Here is a 20,286-nt window from a genome sequence, read left to right as displayed (position 1 = left end):
ATGGACTATGTCCAAGGTAGGTTGTTAACCTTCCCTCGGAGCGTGGTCATGGCGACATTCAAGTCCGTGAAGATCGTTGGGCAATTGTTTCCCATGTCGGTCATGGGTGTCCTGTCGTCGTTGGCGCTTTTCGGCATCGTCTACCTGCTGGAGCGGGACAGTTCGGAAAGCCGCTTCGGCGAACTGGCCGAACAGCGGATCATCGCCATCCGCGCCAATATCGCCATCGCCCAGGACAGCGTGAACCTGCTGGCCGCTCACTTCGCGGTGGCCCCTGCTGGATCCACCAGCCGCGAGGATTTCCGGCGAATGGTGGGACAGACCATCCGGAACCACGGTTTCATCCAGGGCTATTCCTGGAATCCCCTGGTGCATGATCACCAACGGGCCCGCTATGAGGACATGGCGCGGCGTGACGGCCTCGACACTTTCACGTTCACCGAGCGCGATGCCCAAGGGGCTTTGCGCCCCGCCGCCCGGCGTGAAGAGTATATTCCCATCTACTATATGGAGCCCATGGCCTCCAACCGGCCCGCCCTGGGCTTCGATCTGGCATCGAATCCCATCCGGCGGCTGGCCCTGGAACGAGGCCGAGACAAGGGCGCCCCCGAAGCAACGGGCCGTATCACCCTGGTCCAGGAATATGGCGATCAGTACGGTGTGCTGATCCTTGCACCAGTCCTCGCCTCGGGTGCGTCCAGCAGCGCAGAGGCCAACCGGCGCGCCTTGACCGGTTACGTTTCAGGGGTCTTCAGGCTTGGCGACCTGATTTCGTCCGAGTCCGGCAGCAAGGCCGTTAGCATGGCGTTGCCGCTGGTCGATATCCATCTGTTCGACATGAGCGCCCCGGACGGAGAGAAACGCCTGTTTCCCAAGACCGATAACCGCTCTCCGGAAGAACTCACCTCGGGGCTGCATGTCTCGGACGCTTTTGCCATGGCGGGCCGTTCATGGCTGCTGGTCGCCACGCCGAGCGCAGCGTTCATGTCAAGCAGCCGTCCCACGGCATCCCTTGCCCTGTTGGCTCTCTCCCTGTTGTTCACGATCTTCTACCTGTCCGTCCTGAAGGGGCGGATGACCCAAGCTGAGAGGGCCACGGCGGTTGCCCGTGAAATGAGCCGGGCCAGGAGACGCCTCGGCGAAGCCCAGCGCATCGCCAAATTGGCCAGTGTGGAACTGGATCTTGACCAGGGAATGTGCGTGATCGGCGAGGGCGCGGCGGAAATGCTGGGTCTGATGCAGGAGCAGACGGGGGGCTCCATCCAGTCCATGCTGCAAGGCGTTCATTCCGATGATATCGAGAGGGTTCTGCATACCTTTCTCCATGCGGCCGACCAGCCCGTGGATCTGGAGTTCCGGGTTGATGCGGGGGAGAGCCGCAAGGTCCTGCATGCCCTGACCGGCGATTTGGCCGAGGATGGTCACGTCATCATTACCTTGCAGGACATCACGGCGCGCAAGGCGGCCGAAGAGGAGCGGGCGGCCATGATCGAGCGCATTGCCGAGTCCGATCGCTTCGAGGCCCTCGGCACCCTGGCCGGGGGCATCGCTCACGAAATCAACACTCCGACCCAATATGTGGGCGACAACATCACCTTCATGAAAGAGAGCCTGGCCGGCTTGCTCGACCTTGCCCAGTCGGTGCGGTCAGGCGGCGATTCGGGCGCCAGGGTCGATGCCCTGGATCTCGACTTCCTGTCCACCGAATTGCCTGCGGCGGTGGAGCAGGCCCTGGACGGCACCGCCCAGATCTCCAAGATCGTGCAGGCGATCAAGGAGTTTTCCTATCCAAGTTCAAAGAGCGCCCATCCGGTCGATCTCAATCACATGATCGACGTAGTGGCCACCGTCACGCGCAACCAGTGGAAATACGTGGCTGAGATGGAGTGCGACCTGGATCCGGACCTGCCGAAAGCCTCGGTTATCGAAGGTGAGATCAACCAGGTGCTGGTCAATCTCATCGTCAACGCGGCACAGGCCATCGCCGAAAAGGGCGGGGACGCTCCGGGCCGCATAAGGGTGATGACGCGCCGATTGGGCGACGAGGTGGAACTGAGCATCAGCGACACCGGCCCCGGCATTCCCGAGGCCAATCTGAAACTGATCTTCGACATGTTCTTCACCACCAAGGCCCCGGGTCAGGGCACCGGGCAGGGGCTGGCCATCAGCCGCGCCATCATCCATCGTCATGGGGGCCAAATCTCGGCGGAATCGCTCCCAGGGGCCGGAGCCTGCTTCCGCATTCGCCTTCCGCTGACCCAGACACAGGACGCCTGACATGGATATGGCCTTACCCACCATCTTGTTCGTGGATGACGAGAAGGGCGTTCTGGATGGCTTGCGCCGCAGCCTCTACGGCCAGCGCAACGAGTGGAACATGCGGTTTGCTCTGGGAGGTGACGAGGCGCTGAGCATTCTCGAGGCCCAGCCCATCGACGTGGTGATTACCGACATGCGGATGCCCGGCATGGACGGTGCCGCCCTGCTCGACCGGGTGAGAACCCTGCAGCCGGAAACGGCACGCATCGTGCTCTCCGGCTTTTCCGAACGCGAAGCCATCTTCCGCACGGTTGGCCCAGCCCATCAATACTACGTCAAGCCATGTCCGCCGCAGGTGCTGGTCGAGGCGATCCGCCGCGCGCTCGGCGTACGCCGTACCCTACGAAGTCCGGAACTGCTCGCCCTGGTGGCCGGCGCCACTTCCATCCCCGCCGTGCCCAACGCCTTGACCGCCCTGTTTGCCGAATTGCAATCGCCCAACGGCTCGGCCTCCGAGGTCGCCCGGATCATTTCTTCCGATGTGGGGCTGACGGTCAATCTGCTGAAGCTCACCAATTCAGGCTTCTTCTACATTCCTTCGGCCATCACCGACGTACTCCAGGCCGTCAAGATGTTGGGCTTCGAGATGATCCGAGCCCTGACGGTGATGGCCGGCATCTTCGAAGCCTTCCGGTGCGGCGGCATCGACTGCGACGTGCTGCTGCAATTGGAGCGGCGCAGCCTGCAGATCGGTGCGCTGGCCCGCAGGATTGCCGAAGCGCATGGCCTTGGCCAAGCGGCCTTGGAGCAAACCCAATGCGCCGGGATGCTGGCCCATGTGGGCTCGCTGCTGCTGTTTTCCAACTGGCCAGACGCCATGGCGGAATTACGCCGGGAACTGGATCGTTCGGGCGGCGGCATTATCGCGGCGGAGAGGCAGGCCTTTGGCGCTACCCACGCTGAACTGGGCGGCGTTCTGCTGGGATTGTGGGGCTTCACCGATCCGGTGGTGGAGGCCGTGCTCTATCACCACGAGCCTAGCCGCTGCGAATACCATTCCTCGGCGGAAGTATCGCCTCTGGTGGCGGTTCATGCCGCCCAACATCTGATCAAGCCGGTTCCAGACGGCGTTGAACCCATGACTGCCTGGACCGACGGTCTGGACCTCGCCTTTCTCCAACGGATCGGCGCCACGGAGAAAATCGGCGACTGGGCCAAAATGGCGGAGCCCCTTCGTCAGGAGGAATCATGATGCCCGAACTCAGCGACAAGATTCTGGTGGTTGACGACGATGCCAACCTGCTGGCCGGCATCAAGCGGCTGCTGGGGCAGAAACTGGCCATCACCACGGCGGAAGGCGGGATCGAGGCCCTCGGAAAGGCACAGAATGAAGGGCCGTTCGCCGTCGTGGTGTGTGACATGCGCATGCCCGGCATGGACGGCGTCGAGGTGCTGCGGCGGCTTCAGGAGATTTCTCCCGATACCAGCCGCATCATGCTGACCGGCAATGCCGACCAGAAGACCGCAGTGGACGCCATCAACACCGGGCAGATCTTCCGCTTCTTCAACAAACCCTGCTCGATGGCGACCTTGACCGAGGGGATCCTGGCCGGTATCCGGCAACACCGGCTGGTCACCGCGGAGAAAGTCCTGCTGGAAGGGACCCTGTCGGGCAGCATCGCCCTGATGAATGACGTGCTGTCCATGGTGGCACCCGAAAGTTTCCAGCGGTCACTGCGTCTGCGGGGCTGGTCCCTGCAACTGGCGGCCTCCATGGGCATGGACGCGCCGTGGGAGTTGGAACTGGCCGCGACCCTGGCCAGGATCGGTGAGATATCCGTGCCGTCGGAGGTGCTGGCCCGCCACAGGTCGGGAAGCCGTCTGGCGCCGGTGGAGGAAGAGATGCTGGCGCGCGTACCGGAGACCGGGGCCGCTCTGGTGCGCAAGATACCCCGCATGGCCCCGGTGGCCGACGCCATCGCTTATCAAGAAAAGTGGTTCAACGGGAAAGGCTTGCCGCAAGATGGAAAGGCCGGGCAAGACATCCCGCTCAATGCCCGAATCCTGCATGTCCTGCTGGCTCTGGACGCCATCGGATCGGGGGAACTGACGCGAAGCGGCTTTGCCGCCCTGGAAAAGATGCCGGGGCGTTTCGATCCGGCCGTGCTGACGGCCGCAGCCCGTGGCTTGTCCGCCATGGTGGTGGATGAAGCCTCCTTCACCAGGCTGGAAATTCCCAGCACCGGGCTTCGGCCGGGCGACTATCTCGAAGCCCAGCTTGAACTGGAAAACGGCAAGCTGGTGCTGGCGGCCGGCCAGACCATCACGGACGCCTTATTCGTACGCCTTCAGAACCTGCACAAAATGTACAAGTTCCGTGAACCCGTGCGGGTCCGCCGCGCTGGTCGGCTTTGACCCTAGGAACGAGGGGCATGGCATGAAACACAGAGTCCGGAAGACACTCTTGGTGTGTGGGGTTCTGGTCGCCGGGTTCCCCGTGGCGGGGGCGGCCGAGCCGGAGACCTATACCTTGGCGGTGGTGCCTCAATTCGATCTTCGGCGGATCGAGGCGGTCTGGCGCCCCATCATCGACCATCTGCAATCGGCCACGGGCGCTCGCTTCACATTGGTGACCGAGACCACCATCCCGGTCTTCGAAAAAGGGCTACATGCCGGCACCTATGACTTCGCCTACATGAACCCCTACCACTACGTTGTAGCCCATGGGCGTCAGGGGTATGGAGCGCTGGTTCGCGACGTGGAGGGGAAACTTTCGGGCATCATCGTGGTGCGCAAGGATTCCGGGCTGACCGACGCCCGGATGCTCGATGGCCGCAAGGTGGCCTTTCCCGCTCCCAACGCCATGGGGGCCGCCCTCATTCCCCGGGCGGAGTTCTCCCGCAAGCTGGGGATCAAGGTCACAGAACTCTACGTCAAGTCCCATGACTCGGCCTATCTCAACGTATTGCTGGGGCAAGCGGATGCCGCCGGCGGGATCCGCGCCACATTCGAGCAGCAAAAGCCGGAGGTGCGTGGCGGTCTGACCGTCATCTACGAGACCGAGCGTTACACCCCGCATCCTCTGGCGGTTCATCCCCGCGTATCCGCCGAATTGGCGGCAAAGGTTCAGCAGGCGATGATCGCCTTGGGGAAAACCTCCAAAGGGGATGCCCTGCTGGAGGGCATTCCCATCAAGGCCATCGGGACTGCTTCGGATAGCGATTACGACACCCTGCGCAACCTCGGGCTGGAGGCGTTTTACGTCGAACAATGAGCATTCGCGCGAAACTCCTCATTCCCCTGCTGTCGTTGGCGGCTTGTGTTCTTGCCGCAATGCACTTCATTGCCTTCGATACGCTGAAGCAGACGCTGGTGGTCGAGCGGGTCAGCGGCGAGCAGCGCGCCCTCAGCCTGCTGGCTTTGGCGATCGCGCCGGATGTCCAGGCCGGTGATCTGGCCAAGATCCACGAGACCATGGACGAGTCGAATGCTCAGCATCCCTGGTGGCGGGTCCTGACCCTGAGCAGCCCGGATGGCTTGCGCCTTTATCCTCTGCTCCCGCACGATGCCGTGCCCAACACTGGTCTGCGCCTGACCGCCCAGGTTAGGGCGGCTGGCCGCCAGATGGGGACGCTGAGTGTGGAGGTGGACCAGGAGAGCCTGGTGGCCCCGGCGCTCTCCGTCGTCTATGGCCTGGAACTGGCCATCGCCTTGATTCTGATCCTGGGAACCATGGCGGTGGTGGGGCTGCAGGCGCGAACCGTCATTGCGCCCCTGCGGCGGCTGGTGGAAGCCAGCCACCTGTTGTCCAAGGGGCGCTATGACGTGGTCCTGCCGCCACCCTCGGCGGATGAGGTCGGCAATCTGGTCTCCGCGTTCGAGGCGATGCGTTCTTCGGTGGCCCATCGCGAAGCCGCTCTGACCGAAAGCGAGGGGCGTTTCCGCGATCTGGCCGAATCGGCGTCGGATTGGTTCTGGGAGACCGATACGGATTACCGTCTGACCTTCGTTTCGGATCGCATCGGCGCCATCCTGGGGGTCAAGCCGGCGGCCATTCTGGGCTACACCTATTTCGACGTGGGCCTGTCCGATTTCGATGCGGACCTGGCTCGCACCCATGCCGACGATCTGGCGAATCATCTCCCCTTCCGCGACCTGATGTTCCATATCGGGCCTGTGGACGGCAAGGACGAGAAGATCGTCCGCATCAGTGGCATGCCCTTCTACGATCAGGATGGGGTCTTCATCGGCTATCGCGGTATCGGTGCTGACGTGACCCGCGAGGCGCGGGCGGAAGAGCGCGCCCGTCAGGCCCAACTGGAACTGGCCGATCAGCACGCCAAGCTCGAACGCCTGGTGGAGGAGCGGACGGAAGAACTGAAACAGGCTCAGATCGAGGCGTTGCAGGCATCACGCATGGCCAGCGTCGGCCAGCTGGCGGCGGGCATCGCCCACGAGATCAACACGCCCATCCAGTATGTGGGCGACAACCTCACCTTCATCCAGTCCGCCGCCGAAGCCGTCTTCCCGCTGTTGGAGGAGGCGCGGGTGCTGGCGCAGAGCGGACGGGAGGGAGAGGCCGATTGCCGCAAGGCCGAGGAATTCCTGCAGCATTATGATGCCGCCGGTATGGACTTCCTGAGGGAAGAGACCTTGCCCGCAGTCACCCAATCCCTTGAGGGCGTGGCGCAGGTGGCGCGCATCGTCTTGTCCATGAAAGAATTCTCCCATCCCGGCACGACACAGAAAACCGCTGCGGATATCAATCGCGCGCTGGAAAATACCTTGGTGGTCTGCCGTAACACGTGGAAACACGTGGCCCGGATGGAAACCCGCTTTGACCCGGCTTTGCCGCTGGTCAACTGCCATCCCGGCGAGATGAATCAGGTCTTCTTGAACCTGCTCGTCAATGCGGCCCATGCCATCGAGGAATCAGGGAAGCCGCTGCCGGGAACCATCACCGCTGAAACCGCGCTGTGCGGCGATTGGGTGGAGATCCGGATTTCCGACACTGGAACCGGCATTTCCGAAGACATCGCCCATCATATCTTCGACCCGTTCTTCACCACCAAGGAGGTCGGGAAGGGAACCGGCCAGGGCCTTGCCATCTGTTATGACGTGGTGGTGAACAAGCATGGTGGCCAGATCCTGGTCGGCGGAGAGCAGGGACACGGGGCAATCTTCACCATCCGGATTCCGGTGGGATGATTGCTCTTAGGACTTCGCTTTCCGCTGCCCGAGCGGCTGGAAGAGATCTTGTGCCCGCTTCGCAGATTGCGACACACTTAGGGCCGGTGGAGTGACCACCGGCCCTGCATGTACCTGATTTCCTTGGCTCGGAAACTTGGTGGAGCCGAGCGGGATCGAACCGCTGACCTCCTCATTGCGAACGAGGCGCTCTCCCAACTGAGCTACGGCCCCGAAAACGGGAAGCGGGATAATGTTCAAATCGGACGGGCCTGTCAAGCGCCCTACCAGCGCATCTGGCCGCCCAGGGGTTTGGATTTCTGCATGCCGCGCTTGGTCACCAGGACCCAGTCGTTGAACTGCATGTAGCGGGGCGCCAGGAACTGGTAGATATCCCTGATCTTGTTGGTGTTGTCGTCCGAGCGGACCACGAAGACCGTCTTCCAGATCTGGATGAAATCCTCCCACGGCAGCAGGCGGCAATGCAGCGCGTCGCGCACCTGGCGGATATAGCCGATCTGGTTGTCGATGTTCTTCAGCATGGCCAGGATTTCGCCGGTCTGGGCGTCCACCTGGTCGAAATAGTCCTGGAAGACCTTGAGCGCCCGCTGGGACAGGCGGCCGACCTGGTCGGTGGTCTCGATCATGGAACGGTCGGCGCCGTAGATGCGCCGCAGGCCCTGCAGCTTCTCGTCGATCTTCTGCACCTCGCCGTAGGTGTCGCGCAGCGCCTCGATATAGGCCAGTTCCTTGGCCAGGGTCTCGATGTAGCGCACCACCTCGTCGCGGTTCTCGCGCCCCAGGCCCAGTTCCTCGGCGGCCTCGGTGAAGGCCAGCTGGACATTCTTCTTCACCTGGGGGTCGTCGGCCACCTGGGCCAGTTCCGAGACGTTGCTGATGACGTGCTCGTTGCCCGTCAGCCAGGTCACCAGCTGCATGGTCAGGCGCTGATAGGCGATGCGGCGGTGGCGGTCCTGGGGTTCCCACGACGCCTCGCGGGTGGTGACCTCCTTGGGCAGGCGGTCGCCGGGGCGCAGGCCGCGGACGAATTGCAGCCCCTCGGCCACCTTGTCCAGCATCTTGAAATCGTGCTGGTCCTCCTTCATCCCGAACTCGCGCTTGATGCCGTCGAAGGACAGCACCGCCTCGTTGGTGGCGAGTTTCAAGACCGCCACGGGCTCGCCCGAATCGGTCAGTCGGAAATAGAGATCCTCGAAGGACGTGAAGAATTTGTGCTCGAAGGAGACTTCGCCTTCGGCCGCCTCAGCATCCTTGCCCTTGCCATCATCAGCCATGTATGTCGCTCACCCCAGGCGGGAGCCCCCCAAGGCCGCACCGCCGTCCCGAAAAGCCAAAATACGGCCCATACAGTATGCCGGGCCGCGCGCTCATGAACAAGAGATGGTCAATCTTGCGCTTCAATGAAGAGGTGGCCGGGGCGGCCGTGAATGTAGCCGTTGGCGAATTCCGCCCCCGGACACAGGCCGGCCAGCCGGTCCTCGGCCTCGTCCAGGCCGGTCTTGCCGGCCAGCACGGCGCGGAACAGGGCGGCCACCGCCACCATGTCGAAGGTCTGCGGCCACAGGCGGAAGCGCTCGACGCCGCGCGCCGCCAGCCCGGCCGCGTCGCCCAGCAGGTCCATGATGTGGTACGACATGGTCTGGGTGCCGTTGACCGCCAGGAAGGGCACCTCGTCCAGGGTCTCCACCGCCATGCCGTCGGGATCGTCGGCGCAGACGTACTGGCAGCCGTCCTTGGACAGGTTGCGGGCGCGGGCGGCGTAGCAGCGGGCCGAGATGGCCAGCGGCAGGCGGCCGAAGGCCTGGACTTCCGTTTCCATGGCGGTGGAGGCGGCCAGCGCAGCCACCGCGTCGGCGGACAGCTCGGCCGGCAGGCAGACGCGGGTGGCGCCCATGGCGGCCAGGGTGGCCAGCGTGCCTTCGTTGTAGATGTTGAGCAGCGGCCCGGCGACGAAGGGGCGCCCCTGCATCAGGGCGGCCACCGAGATGTCGTTGGCTTCCACCAGGATGCCGTCGTTTTGCGCCAGGTCGCGGGCCTGGGCGATTTCGCGGTCGCTCATGATCAGGGCCAGCGACGACAGCACCACTTCCTTGCCGGCGGCGGCCAGGCGTTCCACCACCTCGGGGATGAAGGGCTCGAAGAACGGCGTGCGCTTGGAGCACACCACCTCGCCCACATGCACGGTGTCCACGTCCGCCTCGTCGGCCATGCGGAAGTAGAAGTCACGGAGGTCTTCCGGCTTCCAGTTGAACAGGACCGGGCCGAGGGTCAGTTTGGGGGAAGAGGTCATTGATTCGGTCCCTTGGCCATTTCTGTCATCCCGAGCGAAGCCGAGGGATCTCCGCTTGGCAGGATGCGGGCCAATCGGACTCGCTCGGCCAGAAGGAGATTCCTCCTTCCGATGGTCGTCGGAATGACAGAAATGCTCATCGCCAAGCCTTCTCGTAGGCGCCGGTGGTCTGCTTGCCGCCCTCGGTGATGCGGTCGAGGTCGATGTCGGGCAGCGGCTTGCCGTCCATGACGGCATCGACGCCGGCGCGGAAGGCCTGGACCACGGCGGCCACATAGGCGCGGCCGCGCTGGCGGCCCTCGATCTTGAAGGCGGTGACGCCGGCCTTGATCAGGTCGGGCAGCATGGTGAGCGTGTTGAGCGAGGTGGGTTCCTCGAACAGATAGCTGGCCTTGTCCTTGGCGATGAAGCGGCCCTTGCACAGGGTGGGATAGCCGGCCGGCTCGTTGTGGGCGAACTTGTTGATGGTGAAGCCGCCCAGCTCCGAGGTGATGCCCTGGGAGGTTTCGGTATAGCGCACCTCGCCGGCGGGCGAGCAGACGCCGTTCATGTTGGGCGACTGGCCGGTGGCGTAGGAGGACAGGGCGCAGCGTCCCTCGGCCATGACGCACAGCCCGCCGAACACGAAGACCTCGGTCTCGACGGGGGCGATGCGGGCATTGACGGCGGCGATCTCCTGGACCGTCAGCACGCGGGGCAGCACCACGCGCTTCACGCCGAAGCGTTCGGCGTAGAAGCGGATGGCATCCGGATTGGAGGCGGCGGCCTGCACCGAAAGATGGAGCCGCAGCTCGGGATGGGCTTGGGCCGCGTGGGCGATCAGGCCGATATCGGCCAGGATGGCGGCATCGGCCCTGAGCCTGGCGGCGTCGGCCACCGCCTGATGCCAGATCTCGGGGGCGCCGGCGCGGGGGAAGGTGTTGATGGCCACCAGGACCTTGGCGCCCCGCTCGTGGGCATAGGCGATGCCTTCGGCCAGTTCCTTGCGATTGAAGTTGAGGCCGGGGAAGTTCCGGGCGTTGGTCTCGTCGCGGAACCCCACATAGACGCAATCGGCGCCGGCATCCACGGCGCTCCTCAGTGCCGCCGGGGTGCCGGCCGGGCAAACCAGCTCGGGACGGACGGGGAAATTCACGGATGCCATCAGGCCGCGCCTCCGCGCCGTGCCGCCTTGCGCAATTGCTTCAACTCACCCTCCAGCTGGGCGATGCGGGCGCCCTGGTTCGTGACGTCCTTGACCGCCGGGGCGATGATGGCATTGCGCAGCGTCTCGAAATCCTCGCGCATGCGGCCCATCAGGCCGATGGCCGCGCCGGCCAGGCCGCGGAAGGGACGGGCCAGCGGGCCCAGTTCCAGGCTGATGTCTTCGATCAGGTCGATGCCGGCGCCGTCGATGGCGTTTCTGAGCGCCACCACCACCTCGGTGTCGCCCTCGATCACCAGGCGGCGCGAGAAGAACAGGGCGTCGCCGTCCACCTTGCCCTCGGCCAGCGCGATCAGCATCTCCAGCGGCCCGTGGATGGTGGCGGCCACCTCGCCCGGCTCGATGGAGCGGCGGACGGAGAGGCGCGGGTCTTCCGGATTGGGCTCGAGCAGGATGACGAAGGGCAGGTCGACGGGGTCGATGCACACCGCCTTGTCGGCATAATCGGACATGCGCTCCAGAATGTCCGGATGGCGGCGGCGGATCACCTTCAGCATGGCGTCGAACAGCGGCTGCAGCGCCGCCGGGCGGAACGGCTTCAAGGCCATGCCCAGCAGCAGCACCGGCGAAAACGGCGGCGTTACCGGTGTCGTTCCGGTTCTGGCGTGTGCTTGCGTCATGACTTTCGCGGCCCTCTTCCCAGGAGACAGGCATTCTGCCCGCCGGTGATAGCGCCGCTCATTGACCGCCGTCAAGCAAAGGACTCCGTGCGGGCAAGTGACGGGGAAGGCAGTCCTGGCTCCAGTAGGGCTTGGCAGATGCCCGCGCCCTGGCTAACCTCAGGGGACCAGCGGGTGGAGGGAACGTCCGGATGAACATCGATGTCGATCTGAGCCCGATCACTGCGCTCATCATCGACGATTCGCGCTATGCCCGGTCGTTCATCAAGACCGCGCTGCAATCCTTCGGCATCAAGACCATCCTCGAGGCGGGCGACGGCCCCACGGGGCTGGAGATTCTGGGGCAGCAGCCGGTGCATCTGGTCATCGTCGATCACGACATGTCGCCCATGGACGGCATCGATTTCACCCGCTTCGTGCGGGCCGGCGACATGGTGGCCTGCGACGACGTGGCCATCATCATGATGAGCGCCGAATCGGCGACCGAGGTGGTGTTCCAGGCCCGGGGCGCCGGCGTGAACGAATTCCTGGTCAAGCCCATGTCCACGGATTCCCTGTTCCGCCGCATTCGCAACGCCCTGGTCAATCCCAAGGCCTTCGTGCGCACCGCGTCCTTCAAGGGGCCGGACCGCCGGCTGCTGTCGCGGCCGCCGCCCGGCGTGGCCGAGCGCCGCGTCGCCGCCCCCCTGGTCAAGCCGCTGCCCCTGGTGGTGCCCATGGGCGCCACCCCGCCGGCGCGCCCCGCCGCCGCGCCCCACGCCCCGGTGGTCCAGGCGCCCAAGCCCGCCCAGGAACGGACGGGGCGCAAGAAGTTTCACGCCGGCCAGGTCATCTTCAACGAAGGTGATCCCGGCGACATGGCCTATGTGGTGGAAAACGGCAAGGTCTCCATCTTCAAGACGGTGGGCGGCCAGAAGGTCACGCTCGGCCAGATCGGCGCCAACGGGGTGTTCGGCGAGATGGCCCTGATCGACAACGAGCCGCGCATGGCGTCCGCCATGGCCGCCGAGGACACCACCTGCCTGGTGATTCCCATGGCGGCGCTGAAATCCCAGATCGGCAAGACGCCCGATCTGGTGATCCTGGTGCTGGAAACCCTGCTTTACGACATCCGCAAGATGGGACGCGAGCTGGGGCAGGTGCGGGCCACCCTGGAAAAGAAACGGGCGGGGAAGTAGGCGCTTCGATTTGTCATCCCGAGCGCAAGCGAGGGATCTCATCCTGGGGCGATATTTCAGAATTGGTTCCGTCGCGCCAAGCGGAGATCCCTCGACTTCGCTCGGGATGACACTCGGTGATAAGCCCCGCCGTCAATCGTCCGCCGCGAAACGGTCGGCGGGCAGCGGCTGCGGCTGGACCGGATCGTCGGGGGCGGGGGCCAGCGAGATTTCGGCGATCTTGGTCAGCGAGCGGATGGTTCCCGCCGACTGGTACTTGAAGGTCAGCGTCACCGGCAGCACCGAGGCCTGCATGTCGTCGAGGAACACTCCGCAGCCGCGCGAATAGCGGGCGCCGGTGGCGAATTCGATGCGGTAGGTGCCCTCGGGGATGCCGCCGATGCCGATATGGTAGGTGGCGGGCACGTAGAAGGCGGTGACCGTGTTGCCGGCCAGGGTCTTCAACTTGATCACGCCGTCGCGCCGGCCCTCGTTGTGGACCAGCAGCCGGTGGTCGCCGCTGACCCGCCTCGTCAGGATTTCGCCGGCACTGGGCTGGGCGCCCCGGTTCTCGGCGCACCACTGCGCCTTGAAGCGCCCGCCCGATCCGGCATAGAGCGAGCGGGTCTCGACGAAGCCGTCGATGCCCGACGGCGTCCTGATCTTGACCCATTCGGGATCGACGGGGTCGGCTCCGACCTCGACGGTGGTGAAGCGGTCCAGCAGGGTCAGCACCGGGGCGCCGGGCAAGGGCGCCATGCGCACCTTCAGGCTGTCCACCGCCACATGGCGGATTTCGCCGCTTTTGGCCGGCTGCATGGCGATGGGCGCGGCGGAGGTGGCGACCGGCAGATCCCACGGTTTGGTGGCGATCAGGGCGAAGACCCCGACGGTGACGGGCAGGGCCATCAGGGGCAGGGCCTGGGCCAGGAACACGCCGCCCCTCAAGCGCCAGCGGGCCTTGAGCCGGCGGTTGTCGGGCACGTCGCGGGTGGCGTGCATCAGATCCTCGACCCGGGCGCGGTCGTCGGGCAGGCGGGCGAAACGTCCGGCCTGCTGCGCCAGCGAGCGGGCCAGTTCCAACTCGCCGCGGCCAAGGAAGGCGCGGGCCTGGCGGATCAGCACCCGGGCGTTCTCGTGGCGCGGCTTGGTGCCGCCCAGCAGATTGCGCAACAGCGCCAGGGGGGCGAGCAGCAATCCGGGCAGCGACCACCAGCCCCAGGCCCAGGTGATGATCGAGGCGCGGACAGAGGCGCGGTCGGCGCATGCCCGGCAAAAAATTCCCTCTACCGTGCCGTTTTTTGCCCACACCAGATACGAGCGGACCCAGTGGTAGATCACGTAGCGGGGCTGGGCGGTCAGCGCGCCGCAGCCCCCACAGGCGATGGGCGCGCCCGCCACCTGGGCGTCGTCGTCGTGGCTGGCCTCCTGGCCGAAAGTGTCGTATTCGGCCCGGCGCACCACGTCCTTCAGCACGCCGTAGGCTTCGATAACCCTTTGAAATTCCTCCTGCGCACGCTTCGAGGCGTTGCGGTCGGGATGGACCGTCTTCACGCGGGAACGGTAGGCGCTCTTGATGGCGCCGGCATCGGCTCCGGGGGCGAGGCCGAGGATCGCGTAATAGCCTTTGGGGTCGCGCGCGATGGTGTTCATCTCAGACGATGCTTGTGGTTTTCCTGAATCTTCAAGCAAAGCCTATGCCATCGGTCGGGGAGGGAAGACGCCGCGCAGGGATCATACCACGATTTGCGTTGCCGGTGCGGCCGACGGCAAAAGGTCCACGAAGGGCCGTCCCGCCTGGAACGACACCTGGCCCTTGATGCCGGTCAGCTGGCCGCATTCGGCGAAGATGCCGGAAATATCGCGGCACAGGACGGCGGGCAACGGCTCGGCGGTGCGCACGATCAGGTCGAAGCGCTTGAGGTCCTTCTGCACCAGCCCGTCCAGCTGGATGCGGCCCAGCACGCTCATGCGCACGTCCAGGATGAAGCGCTGCTCGGCCCCCTGCTTGCCCCGTCCCTCGTCGTCGTCGGGCGGACGGTGGACGTAGAGGTCGATGGGGTCGATGTTGGCGCCATGGGCGAAGGGCAGGGTGATGGAATGCCAGTCGCCGCGGCCCATGGGGCGGGCGGAATCCTCGGCCAGATCCATGAACTCCTGCTTCAGCCTGTCGGCCAGATCCTTGCGCCCGGCCTTTTCCAGCCCGCGGGTCACCGGTTCGGAGAGCAGAGCCTTGGCATCACCCGACCGCACCGCGCCCGCGAACATGGACAGGGCGGCGGCCAGCCGGGGCCCCGCCTGGGGGATCATCCGCATCAGCTGCTCGGCCGCCTGGCGGTCGGTCTGCATCAGGGCATCCACCGCCTGGTCCAGGCTGGGCCAGCCGCCGGGGGTGAGGCCCTGGGGCGGGCTGGGGGCGGGGGCCAGGGGCGGCGGAGGCAAAGGCTGGCCGATCACCTCCAGGCGCAGCAGGCTGCCCACCTGCAGCGGCGAGGCGACGTTGAGCGACAGCACCCCTGCCGGGCTCTGCACCAGGGCGGCGCCGCCGGCCGGCTGGGACAGCACCACGGCGGGCATGGTGGTGGTCGGCTGCGGTTGGGATGGGCCGGGCGCCGGCGGGGCGGCGGGCGTGCCGCCGGGAACAGGGACGGCGGCGGCCGCCGGAGCCGGCTGACCGGCAAGTTGGGGCGTATGCGGAGCCGCCGGCATTCCGGCGGCGGGAACGGACGGGGTGGCCTGCGGCGTGGCGGCCTGCTGGCCTTGTGGCGGGGGGGCGGCGCTGGCGGCGGGCTGGGCCGTCGCGGTGGGAACCGGCTGGCCGCCGCTCACCGCGCCCTGGGGCGGCGGAGCCATGGCGGCGATGCGCACGGTGAGCCGCGTGCCCGACGCCAGCCCGGAGAGCGTCTCGGGCAGGGGCTGGTTGATGTCCAGTCCCGGCGTGCCGGTATTCCCGGGCAGCATCACCGCTTCGTGCGGGCCGGAGCGGATTACCGTGGCGGTAAGGCCCACCGGTCCCGCCGCCAGTCCGGGGGAGGTCACCACCGGCGCTCCGGCCGGGCCGGGTTGGGCCAGGGCGTTCGGCGCCGCCTGGGGCTTGGCCCCGCCGCCGGGCCCGAGCAGGGCGGCAAGGTCGGGCAGATTGGGCAGGCCGGTCTGAAGCGGGGCCAGGGGCAGGCCGCTCGCAGGCCGCCCGTTGATGGACAGCAGCTTGAAGGCGGGCAGGCCGTTCTGCGAGATGTACTGCATGGCCAGTTGCGCGCCGTCTGGCGGCAAGGGCTGGCCGGGGGGCAGGCGGAGCGACAGGGAACTGCCGTCGGCGGTCATCACCTGGACGGTTCCCTTGCCTTCGACGGCGGTCATGGCGGCGGCGATCACCATTCCGGCCTGGAGCTTGGCCAGTGCCTCGGCGTTGCCCTTGTCGGCCACCACGCTCAGCACCACCGGGGCGCTGGCCTGGGGCGGCGGTGCGACCGGGGGTGGGGCCGGCGGGATGGCCGAGCACATGGCGCTAGCGCGAGCGGATCAGGCGCTCGACGATGGCCTCGACGTCGGCGGCGGCCTCGGCGTTGGGCGAGCGCATCATGATCGGCGTCTGGTTGCGGATGGCCTCCCTCACCTTGAGGTCGCGGCGGATGACGCCGGCCAGGGGCGGGGAAATCTTCAGGAAGCCCTCGCAGGCCTTCAGGAGCGTGTTGTAGATGCGCTCGCCCTCGCGGGTCGAATTGGCCATATTGACCACGATGCGCATGTCGGTGCCGGGCCGCTCCATATGGGTGACCTTGATGAAGGCGTAGGCATCGGTGAGCGAGGTGGGCTCGTCGGTGGTCACCACCATGATGGTGCCGGCCTGTTGCGAGAAATTGCGCGTGGTCTTTTCCACGCCGGCGCCCAGGTCGACCACCACCCGGTCGTAATTGCCGGCCAGCAGCACCAGATCGTCGCCCAGCATCTGCAGCCGCGACAGCGGAATGTTGGCCAGCGTGCCCGACCCCGAGCGTCCGGCGATGATGTCGAAACCACCCTCGGGAAAGCGGGTCAGCGCCTGGTTCAGCGTCATGCGCCCGGCCACCACGCTGCCCAGGTCGGTCTTGGGCATCAGGCCCAGCTGGATGTCCACGTTGGCCAGCCCCAGATCGCCGTCGAACAGCAGCACCCGCTGGTTGGCCCGCGCCAAGGCGTGGGACAGCGTGATGGAGAACCAGGTCTTGCCCACGCCGCCCTTGCCGGACGCCACCGCGACGATGTTGCGTCCCTTGGCCCGGAGGGTGGGGCGGGGCGCCAGGGTGGGAACTTCCATCGTGGTCATGATGCGGATGCCTCGGTCCAGAAGGTTTCGTCTTTGGGTTCGGCCTCGGCCGATTGCGGCATGATCAGCCGCGCCAGCGCCACGGCGGAGATGGGCGAGATGCCCGACGCCACGTGGGGGCTGGCGGAAACGTCGCAGAAGGCCATCTGCCCGGCCTCGGCCGCCGCCAGGATCGATCCCAGGCGGCGCGTGGTGTCGAGCCGGGACGCGAACAGCCGGGTCGCGCCGATGGCGGCAAAGGCCTCGCCGATCTCGGCGGCCTCTTCCGGGTCGCCGCCGGCGGCCATCACCAGGACGGGCTCGACGTCGGCGGCCTCGATCAGCGCCTGCAGGTAGTCCATGTCGCTCTGCTTGAAGGGATTGAGACCGGGGGAATCGATCACCACCAGATCGAACATGCCGTTCATGCTTTCCACCACCCGGGACAGGGATTCCGGGCCCCTGGCGCGGACCAGATCGATCTCCAGGATGGAGGTGAAGGCGGCCAGCTGCTCCACCGCGCCGGCGCGGATGTTGTCGCAGGTGACGACGCCCACCTGCCACTGCTTCAGCACCGAGCGCGCCGCCAGCTTGGCGGCCGCGATGGACTTGCCCGAACCGTTGGGCCCCACCAGCATGAAGGGTCTGGGCGCCCCGTGCTCGGGCAGATGGGCGAAGGTGAAGCCGGCTTCCAGCGCGGCGGCGCAGGCCAGCGGCGGCTGGGTCAGGCCCGAGGTCTGGGCGGCGTTGACCAGCCGGTCCATCAGGCGCTGGGGCACGCTGTGCTCGGAAAGCGCCTTTCGCACCGCCTCGGAGACTTCCGAGCCGCCGGTGGCTTCCTCCAGCATGGAGGCGACGGCCAGGTCGGCATCGACGGATTCCAGGGCGGCGGTGATGCGCACCCCCTTGGAGCCCGCCGCCCGCTGGGTCGAGACGATGATGGCGTCGTCGCCCAGTTCCTGGCGGACCAGTTCCATGGCCTCGGCCATGGTGGGCGCGGTGAAGGATTTGAGTCTCATTTGCCGCTCCCCATGTCATCCCGAGCGGAGCGAGGGATCTCCGTCTGGAACGATGGCGGGAGAACGGGCAGAGCGGAGCAGGACGAGATCCCTCCTCCCGGTGGTCGTCGGGATGACATCTGCGCGCTCATCAGATCTGCCCCAGTGTCTTGATGCGGGCCTTGGGATGGATTTCCGACTGGCTCATCACCACGGTCATGGGCCGGAAGCGCTCGACGATGGAACGCACATAGGGCCGGACCATGGGACTGGTCAGCAGGATGGGGGTCTCGCCCTGCATGGCGAAGCGTTCGAAGGTCTGGCGGGTGCGGCTGATGAAGTCCTGCAGCTGCGACGGCGCCATGGAGATCTGCTTTTCCTCGCCGGTGCCCACCAGGGATTCGGCGAAGGCCTGCTCCCATTCCGGCGACAGGGTCACCAGCGGGATGAAGCCCTGCGGCCCGGTGTTGTTGTCCGAGATCTGCCGTGCCAGGCGGGCGCGCACGTGCTCGGTGATCATGGTGACGTTGCGGGTATGGCCGCAGGCCTCGGCGATGCCTTCCAGGATGGTGGGCAGGTCGCGGATGGAGATGCGCTCGCCCAAAAGGTTCTGCAGCACCCGCTGCAGGCCGCCGATGGTCATCTGGCTGGGAATCAGCTCGGCGATCAGCTTCTGGTGCTCCTTGTCCAGCTCGTCCAGCAGCTTCTGGGTCTCGGCATGGGACAACAGCTCGCTCATGTTGTCCTTGATCACCTCGGTCAGGTGGGTGGTGATCACGGTGGGCGGGTCCACCACGGTATAGCCGCGGAACAGCGCTTCCTCGCGGTTGGTGGGGTCGATCCACATGGCGGGCAGGCCGAAGGTGGGCTCGCGTGTCTTCTCGCCCGGCAGCGTGATGTCCTCGCCCCGGGGGTCCATGATCAGCAATGCGGCGGGGCGCAGATCGCCTCGGCCCGCCTCCACCTCCTTCACATGGATGACGTAGGTGTTGGCCGGCAGCTGCATGTTGTCCTGAATGCGCACCGACGGCATGACGAAGCCCATCTCGGTGGCGATGGCGCGGCGAAGCGACTTGATCTGGTCGGTCAGGCGCTGGCCCTTGGGCGTGTTGATCAGCTGCAGCAGGCCATAGCCCAGCTCCAGGCGCACGTGGTCGATCTTGAGCGCGGTGGAGATGGGCTCTTCCGGGATCGGCGCCTGCTGCAGCGCCTCGGCTTCGGCCTCCTGTACCTGCTGCTCGGCCTTGGCCCGCTGGTCGCGGTCCAGCAGAAAGGCCGAAGCCCCCATGCCCAGGCCCAAGAGGGCGAAGGGAATGAACGGCATGTTGGGCACCAGCGCCATCAGGGTCATCAGCGCGCCGGCCATGCCCACGGCGCGGGGATAGCCGGCCAGCTGGGCGAACAGGGCGCGGTCCACCGCTTCCTGCACGCCGGCCTTGGTGACCAGCATGCCCGCCGACACCGAGACGATCAGGGCCGGGACCTGGGTGACCAGACCGTCGCCCACCGTCAGCTTGGTGTAGAACTCGGCCGCCTGGCTGAAGGTCAGGCCCTGCTGCGCCATGCCGATGATCATGCCGCCGATGACGTTGATGGCGGTGATCATCAGGCCGGCGACGGCGTCGCCGCGCACGAACTTGGACGCGCCGTCCATGGCGCCGAAGAAGGCGGATTCGCCCTCCAGCTCGGCGCGGCGCTTGCGGGCGGTGGGTTCGTCGCACAGGCCCGCCGACAGGTCGGCGTCGATGGCCATCTGCTTGCCGGGCATGGCGTCCAGGGTGAAGCGCGCCGCCACTTCGGCGATACGGGTCGAGCCCTTGGTGATGACCACGAAATTGACGATCACCAGGATGGCGAAGACGATGATGCCGATGACGAAGCTGCCGCTCATGATGAAGCTGGCGAAGGCGGCGATCACCTGTCCGGCGCCCTCGACGCCTTCATGGCCATGGGACAGGATCAGTCGGGTCGAGGCCAGATTCAGCGCCAGCCGGATCAGGGTGGTGAGCAGCAGAACCGTCGGGAACGAGCTGAACTGCAGCGGCTTCTCGATGAAGATGGCCACCATCAGGATCAGCACCGAGATGGTGAGAGACAGGGCCAGGCCGATGTCGAGCAGCCACGGCGGCAGCGGCAGGATCAGCACCATCAGGATGACGATGATGCCGAACGCCAGGCCCACGTCGCCGCGTCGGGCCGACGCGGCGAAGCGGTCCAGGATATCCCTGCCTGCGCTTTGGCTCTGGGCCTGTCCTTCTGCCATGG

The 20,286-nt window shown here is 66.1% G+C and carries 15 protein-coding genes and 1 tRNA gene; 6 read left to right on the top strand and 10 right to left on the bottom strand.

The genetic code is table 11. The features are described from left to right. Genes WV31_RS03550 through WV31_RS03530 form a run of 5 tightly spaced genes read left to right on the top strand, consistent with a single transcriptional unit; the run spans window position 1 to window position 7,467 of the window. Entirely contained in the window at window positions 1-2,277 is a 2,277-nt protein-coding gene (locus tag WV31_RS03550) for a CHASE domain-containing protein (RefSeq protein WP_168185842.1), read from the top strand. Between the two features lies 1 nt (window position 2,278). Next, entirely contained in the window at window positions 2,279-3,511 is a 1,233-nt protein-coding gene (locus tag WV31_RS03545; protein WP_085372293.1) for an HDOD domain-containing protein, read from the top strand. Continuing rightward, window positions 3,508-4,674 (top strand): HD domain-containing phosphohydrolase, encoded by a 1,167-nt coding sequence (locus tag WV31_RS03540; RefSeq protein ID WP_085372292.1) that lies wholly within the window; start codon window positions 3,508-3,510, stop codon window positions 4,672-4,674. Before WV31_RS03545 ends, WV31_RS03540 begins: the two co-directional genes overlap by 4 nt. Window positions 4,675-4,696: 22 nt before the next feature. After that, window positions 4,697-5,533 carry a phosphate/phosphite/phosphonate ABC transporter substrate-binding protein gene (locus tag WV31_RS03535; protein WP_085372291.1) on the top strand — a complete coding sequence of 279 codons (837 nt, stop codon included), beginning with the start codon at window positions 4,697-4,699 and terminating at the stop codon, window positions 5,531-5,533. Further along, complete coding sequence (locus WV31_RS03530; RefSeq protein ID WP_168185841.1) at window positions 5,530-7,467, top strand: ATP-binding protein; 1,938 nt, start codon at window positions 5,530-5,532, stop codon at window positions 7,465-7,467. Before WV31_RS03535 ends, WV31_RS03530 begins: the two co-directional genes overlap by 4 nt. 137 nt (window positions 7,468-7,604) lie before the next feature. On the opposite strand, the gene WV31_RS03525 is transcribed toward WV31_RS03530, so the two are convergent. From WV31_RS03525 to ubiT, 5 genes are all read right to left on the bottom strand, one after another. After that, window positions 7,605-7,680: transfer RNA gene (locus WV31_RS03525), tRNA-Ala, on the bottom strand. 50 nt (window positions 7,681-7,730) lie between these two features. After that, complete coding sequence (locus tag WV31_RS03520; protein ID WP_085372290.1) at window positions 7,731-8,741, bottom strand: hypothetical protein; 1,011 nt, start codon at window positions 8,739-8,741, stop codon at window positions 7,731-7,733. A 110-nt stretch (window positions 8,742-8,851) separates the two neighbouring features. Continuing rightward, the gene (ubiV, locus tag WV31_RS03515) at window positions 8,852-9,757 is read right to left on the bottom strand and encodes a ubiquinone anaerobic biosynthesis protein UbiV (RefSeq protein WP_085372289.1); all 906 of its coding nucleotides are present in this window, start codon (window positions 9,755-9,757) and stop codon (window positions 8,852-8,854) included. Between the two features lie 136 nt (window positions 9,758-9,893). Then, window positions 9,894-10,901, bottom strand: a complete 1,008-nt coding sequence (gene ubiU / locus WV31_RS03510; protein WP_085372288.1) for a ubiquinone anaerobic biosynthesis protein UbiU — start codon at window positions 10,899-10,901, stop codon at window positions 9,894-9,896. Then, a complete protein-coding gene (gene ubiT, locus WV31_RS03505; RefSeq protein ID WP_085372287.1) occupies window positions 10,901-11,581 on the bottom strand; it encodes a ubiquinone anaerobic biosynthesis accessory factor UbiT in 681 nt (226 codons plus the stop codon). The genes ubiU and ubiT overlap by 1 nt, the downstream gene beginning before the upstream one ends. A 191-nt stretch (window positions 11,582-11,772) precedes the next feature. Between ubiT and WV31_RS03500 the strand changes: the two genes are divergently transcribed. After that, window positions 11,773-12,759 (top strand): cyclic nucleotide-binding domain-containing protein, encoded by a 987-nt coding sequence (locus WV31_RS03500; protein ID WP_085372286.1) that lies wholly within the window; start codon window positions 11,773-11,775, stop codon window positions 12,757-12,759. A 132-nt stretch (window positions 12,760-12,891) separates the two neighbouring features. On the opposite strand, the gene WV31_RS03495 is transcribed toward WV31_RS03500, so the two are convergent. The 5 genes from WV31_RS03495 to flhA form a co-directional block, all read right to left on the bottom strand. Further along, the gene (locus WV31_RS03495; protein ID WP_085372285.1) at window positions 12,892-14,391 is read right to left on the bottom strand and encodes a DnaJ domain-containing protein; all 1,500 of its coding nucleotides are present in this window, start codon (window positions 14,389-14,391) and stop codon (window positions 12,892-12,894) included. Window positions 14,392-14,472: 81 nt separating this feature from the next. Then, entirely contained in the window at window positions 14,473-16,242 is a 1,770-nt protein-coding gene (locus WV31_RS03490; RefSeq protein ID WP_085372284.1) for a DNA polymerase III, read from the bottom strand. A gap of 4 nt (window positions 16,243-16,246) precedes the next feature. Then, window positions 16,247-17,044 carry a MinD/ParA family protein gene (locus WV31_RS03485; RefSeq protein ID WP_011382940.1) on the bottom strand — a complete coding sequence of 266 codons (798 nt, stop codon included), beginning with the start codon at window positions 17,042-17,044 and terminating at the stop codon, window positions 16,247-16,249. Continuing rightward, a complete protein-coding gene (locus WV31_RS03480; RefSeq protein ID WP_085372283.1) occupies window positions 17,041-18,042 on the bottom strand; it encodes a GTP-binding protein in 1,002 nt (333 codons plus the stop codon). The genes WV31_RS03485 and WV31_RS03480 overlap by 4 nt, the downstream gene beginning before the upstream one ends. 130 nt (window positions 18,043-18,172) lie before the next feature. Beyond that, the gene (flhA, locus tag WV31_RS03475; protein ID WP_085372282.1) at window positions 18,173-20,284 is read right to left on the bottom strand and encodes a flagellar biosynthesis protein FlhA; all 2,112 of its coding nucleotides are present in this window, start codon (window positions 20,282-20,284) and stop codon (window positions 18,173-18,175) included. Window positions 20,285-20,286: the final 2 nt, after the last annotated feature.

Source organism: Magnetospirillum sp. ME-1 (assembly GCF_002105535.1).
Lineage (GTDB): Bacteria > Pseudomonadota > Alphaproteobacteria > Rhodospirillales > Magnetospirillaceae > Phaeospirillum.
Note: the sequence above shows the minus strand (reverse complement) of the source record. Positions and strands in the feature narration are given on the sequence as shown.

Coding starts and splice junctions, on each gene's coding strand:
- WV31_RS03550 (WP_168185842.1), top strand. CDS start 1: ATGGACTATGTCCAAGGTAGGTTGTTAACCTTCCCTCGGAGCGTGGTC.
- WV31_RS03545 (WP_085372293.1), top strand. CDS start 2,279: ATGGATATGGCCTTACCCACCATCTTGTTCGTGGATGACGAGAAGGGC.
- WV31_RS03540 (WP_085372292.1), top strand. CDS start 3,508: ATGATGCCCGAACTCAGCGACAAGATTCTGGTGGTTGACGACGATGCC.
- WV31_RS03535 (WP_085372291.1), top strand. CDS start 4,697: ATGAAACACAGAGTCCGGAAGACACTCTTGGTGTGTGGGGTTCTGGTC.
- WV31_RS03530 (WP_168185841.1), top strand. CDS start 5,530: ATGAGCATTCGCGCGAAACTCCTCATTCCCCTGCTGTCGTTGGCGGCT.
- WV31_RS03520 (WP_085372290.1), bottom strand. CDS start 8,741: ATGGCTGATGATGGCAAGGGCAAGGATGCTGAGGCGGCCGAAGGCGAA.
- ubiV (WP_085372289.1), bottom strand. CDS start 9,757: ATGACCTCTTCCCCCAAACTGACCCTCGGCCCGGTCCTGTTCAACTGG.
- ubiU (WP_085372288.1), bottom strand. CDS start 10,901: ATGGCATCCGTGAATTTCCCCGTCCGTCCCGAGCTGGTTTGCCCGGCC.
- ubiT (WP_085372287.1), bottom strand. CDS start 11,581: ATGACGCAAGCACACGCCAGAACCGGAACGACACCGGTAACGCCGCCG.
- WV31_RS03500 (WP_085372286.1), top strand. CDS start 11,773: ATGAACATCGATGTCGATCTGAGCCCGATCACTGCGCTCATCATCGAC.
- WV31_RS03495 (WP_085372285.1), bottom strand. CDS start 14,391: ATGAACACCATCGCGCGCGACCCCAAAGGCTATTACGCGATCCTCGGC.
- WV31_RS03490 (WP_085372284.1), bottom strand. CDS start 16,242: ATGTGCTCGGCCATCCCGCCGGCCCCACCCCCGGTCGCACCGCCGCCC.
- WV31_RS03485 (WP_011382940.1), bottom strand. CDS start 17,044: ATGACCACGATGGAAGTTCCCACCCTGGCGCCCCGCCCCACCCTCCGG.
- WV31_RS03480 (WP_085372283.1), bottom strand. CDS start 18,042: ATGAGACTCAAATCCTTCACCGCGCCCACCATGGCCGAGGCCATGGAA.
- flhA (WP_085372282.1), bottom strand. CDS start 20,284: ATGGCAGAAGGACAGGCCCAGAGCCAAAGCGCAGGCAGGGATATCCTG.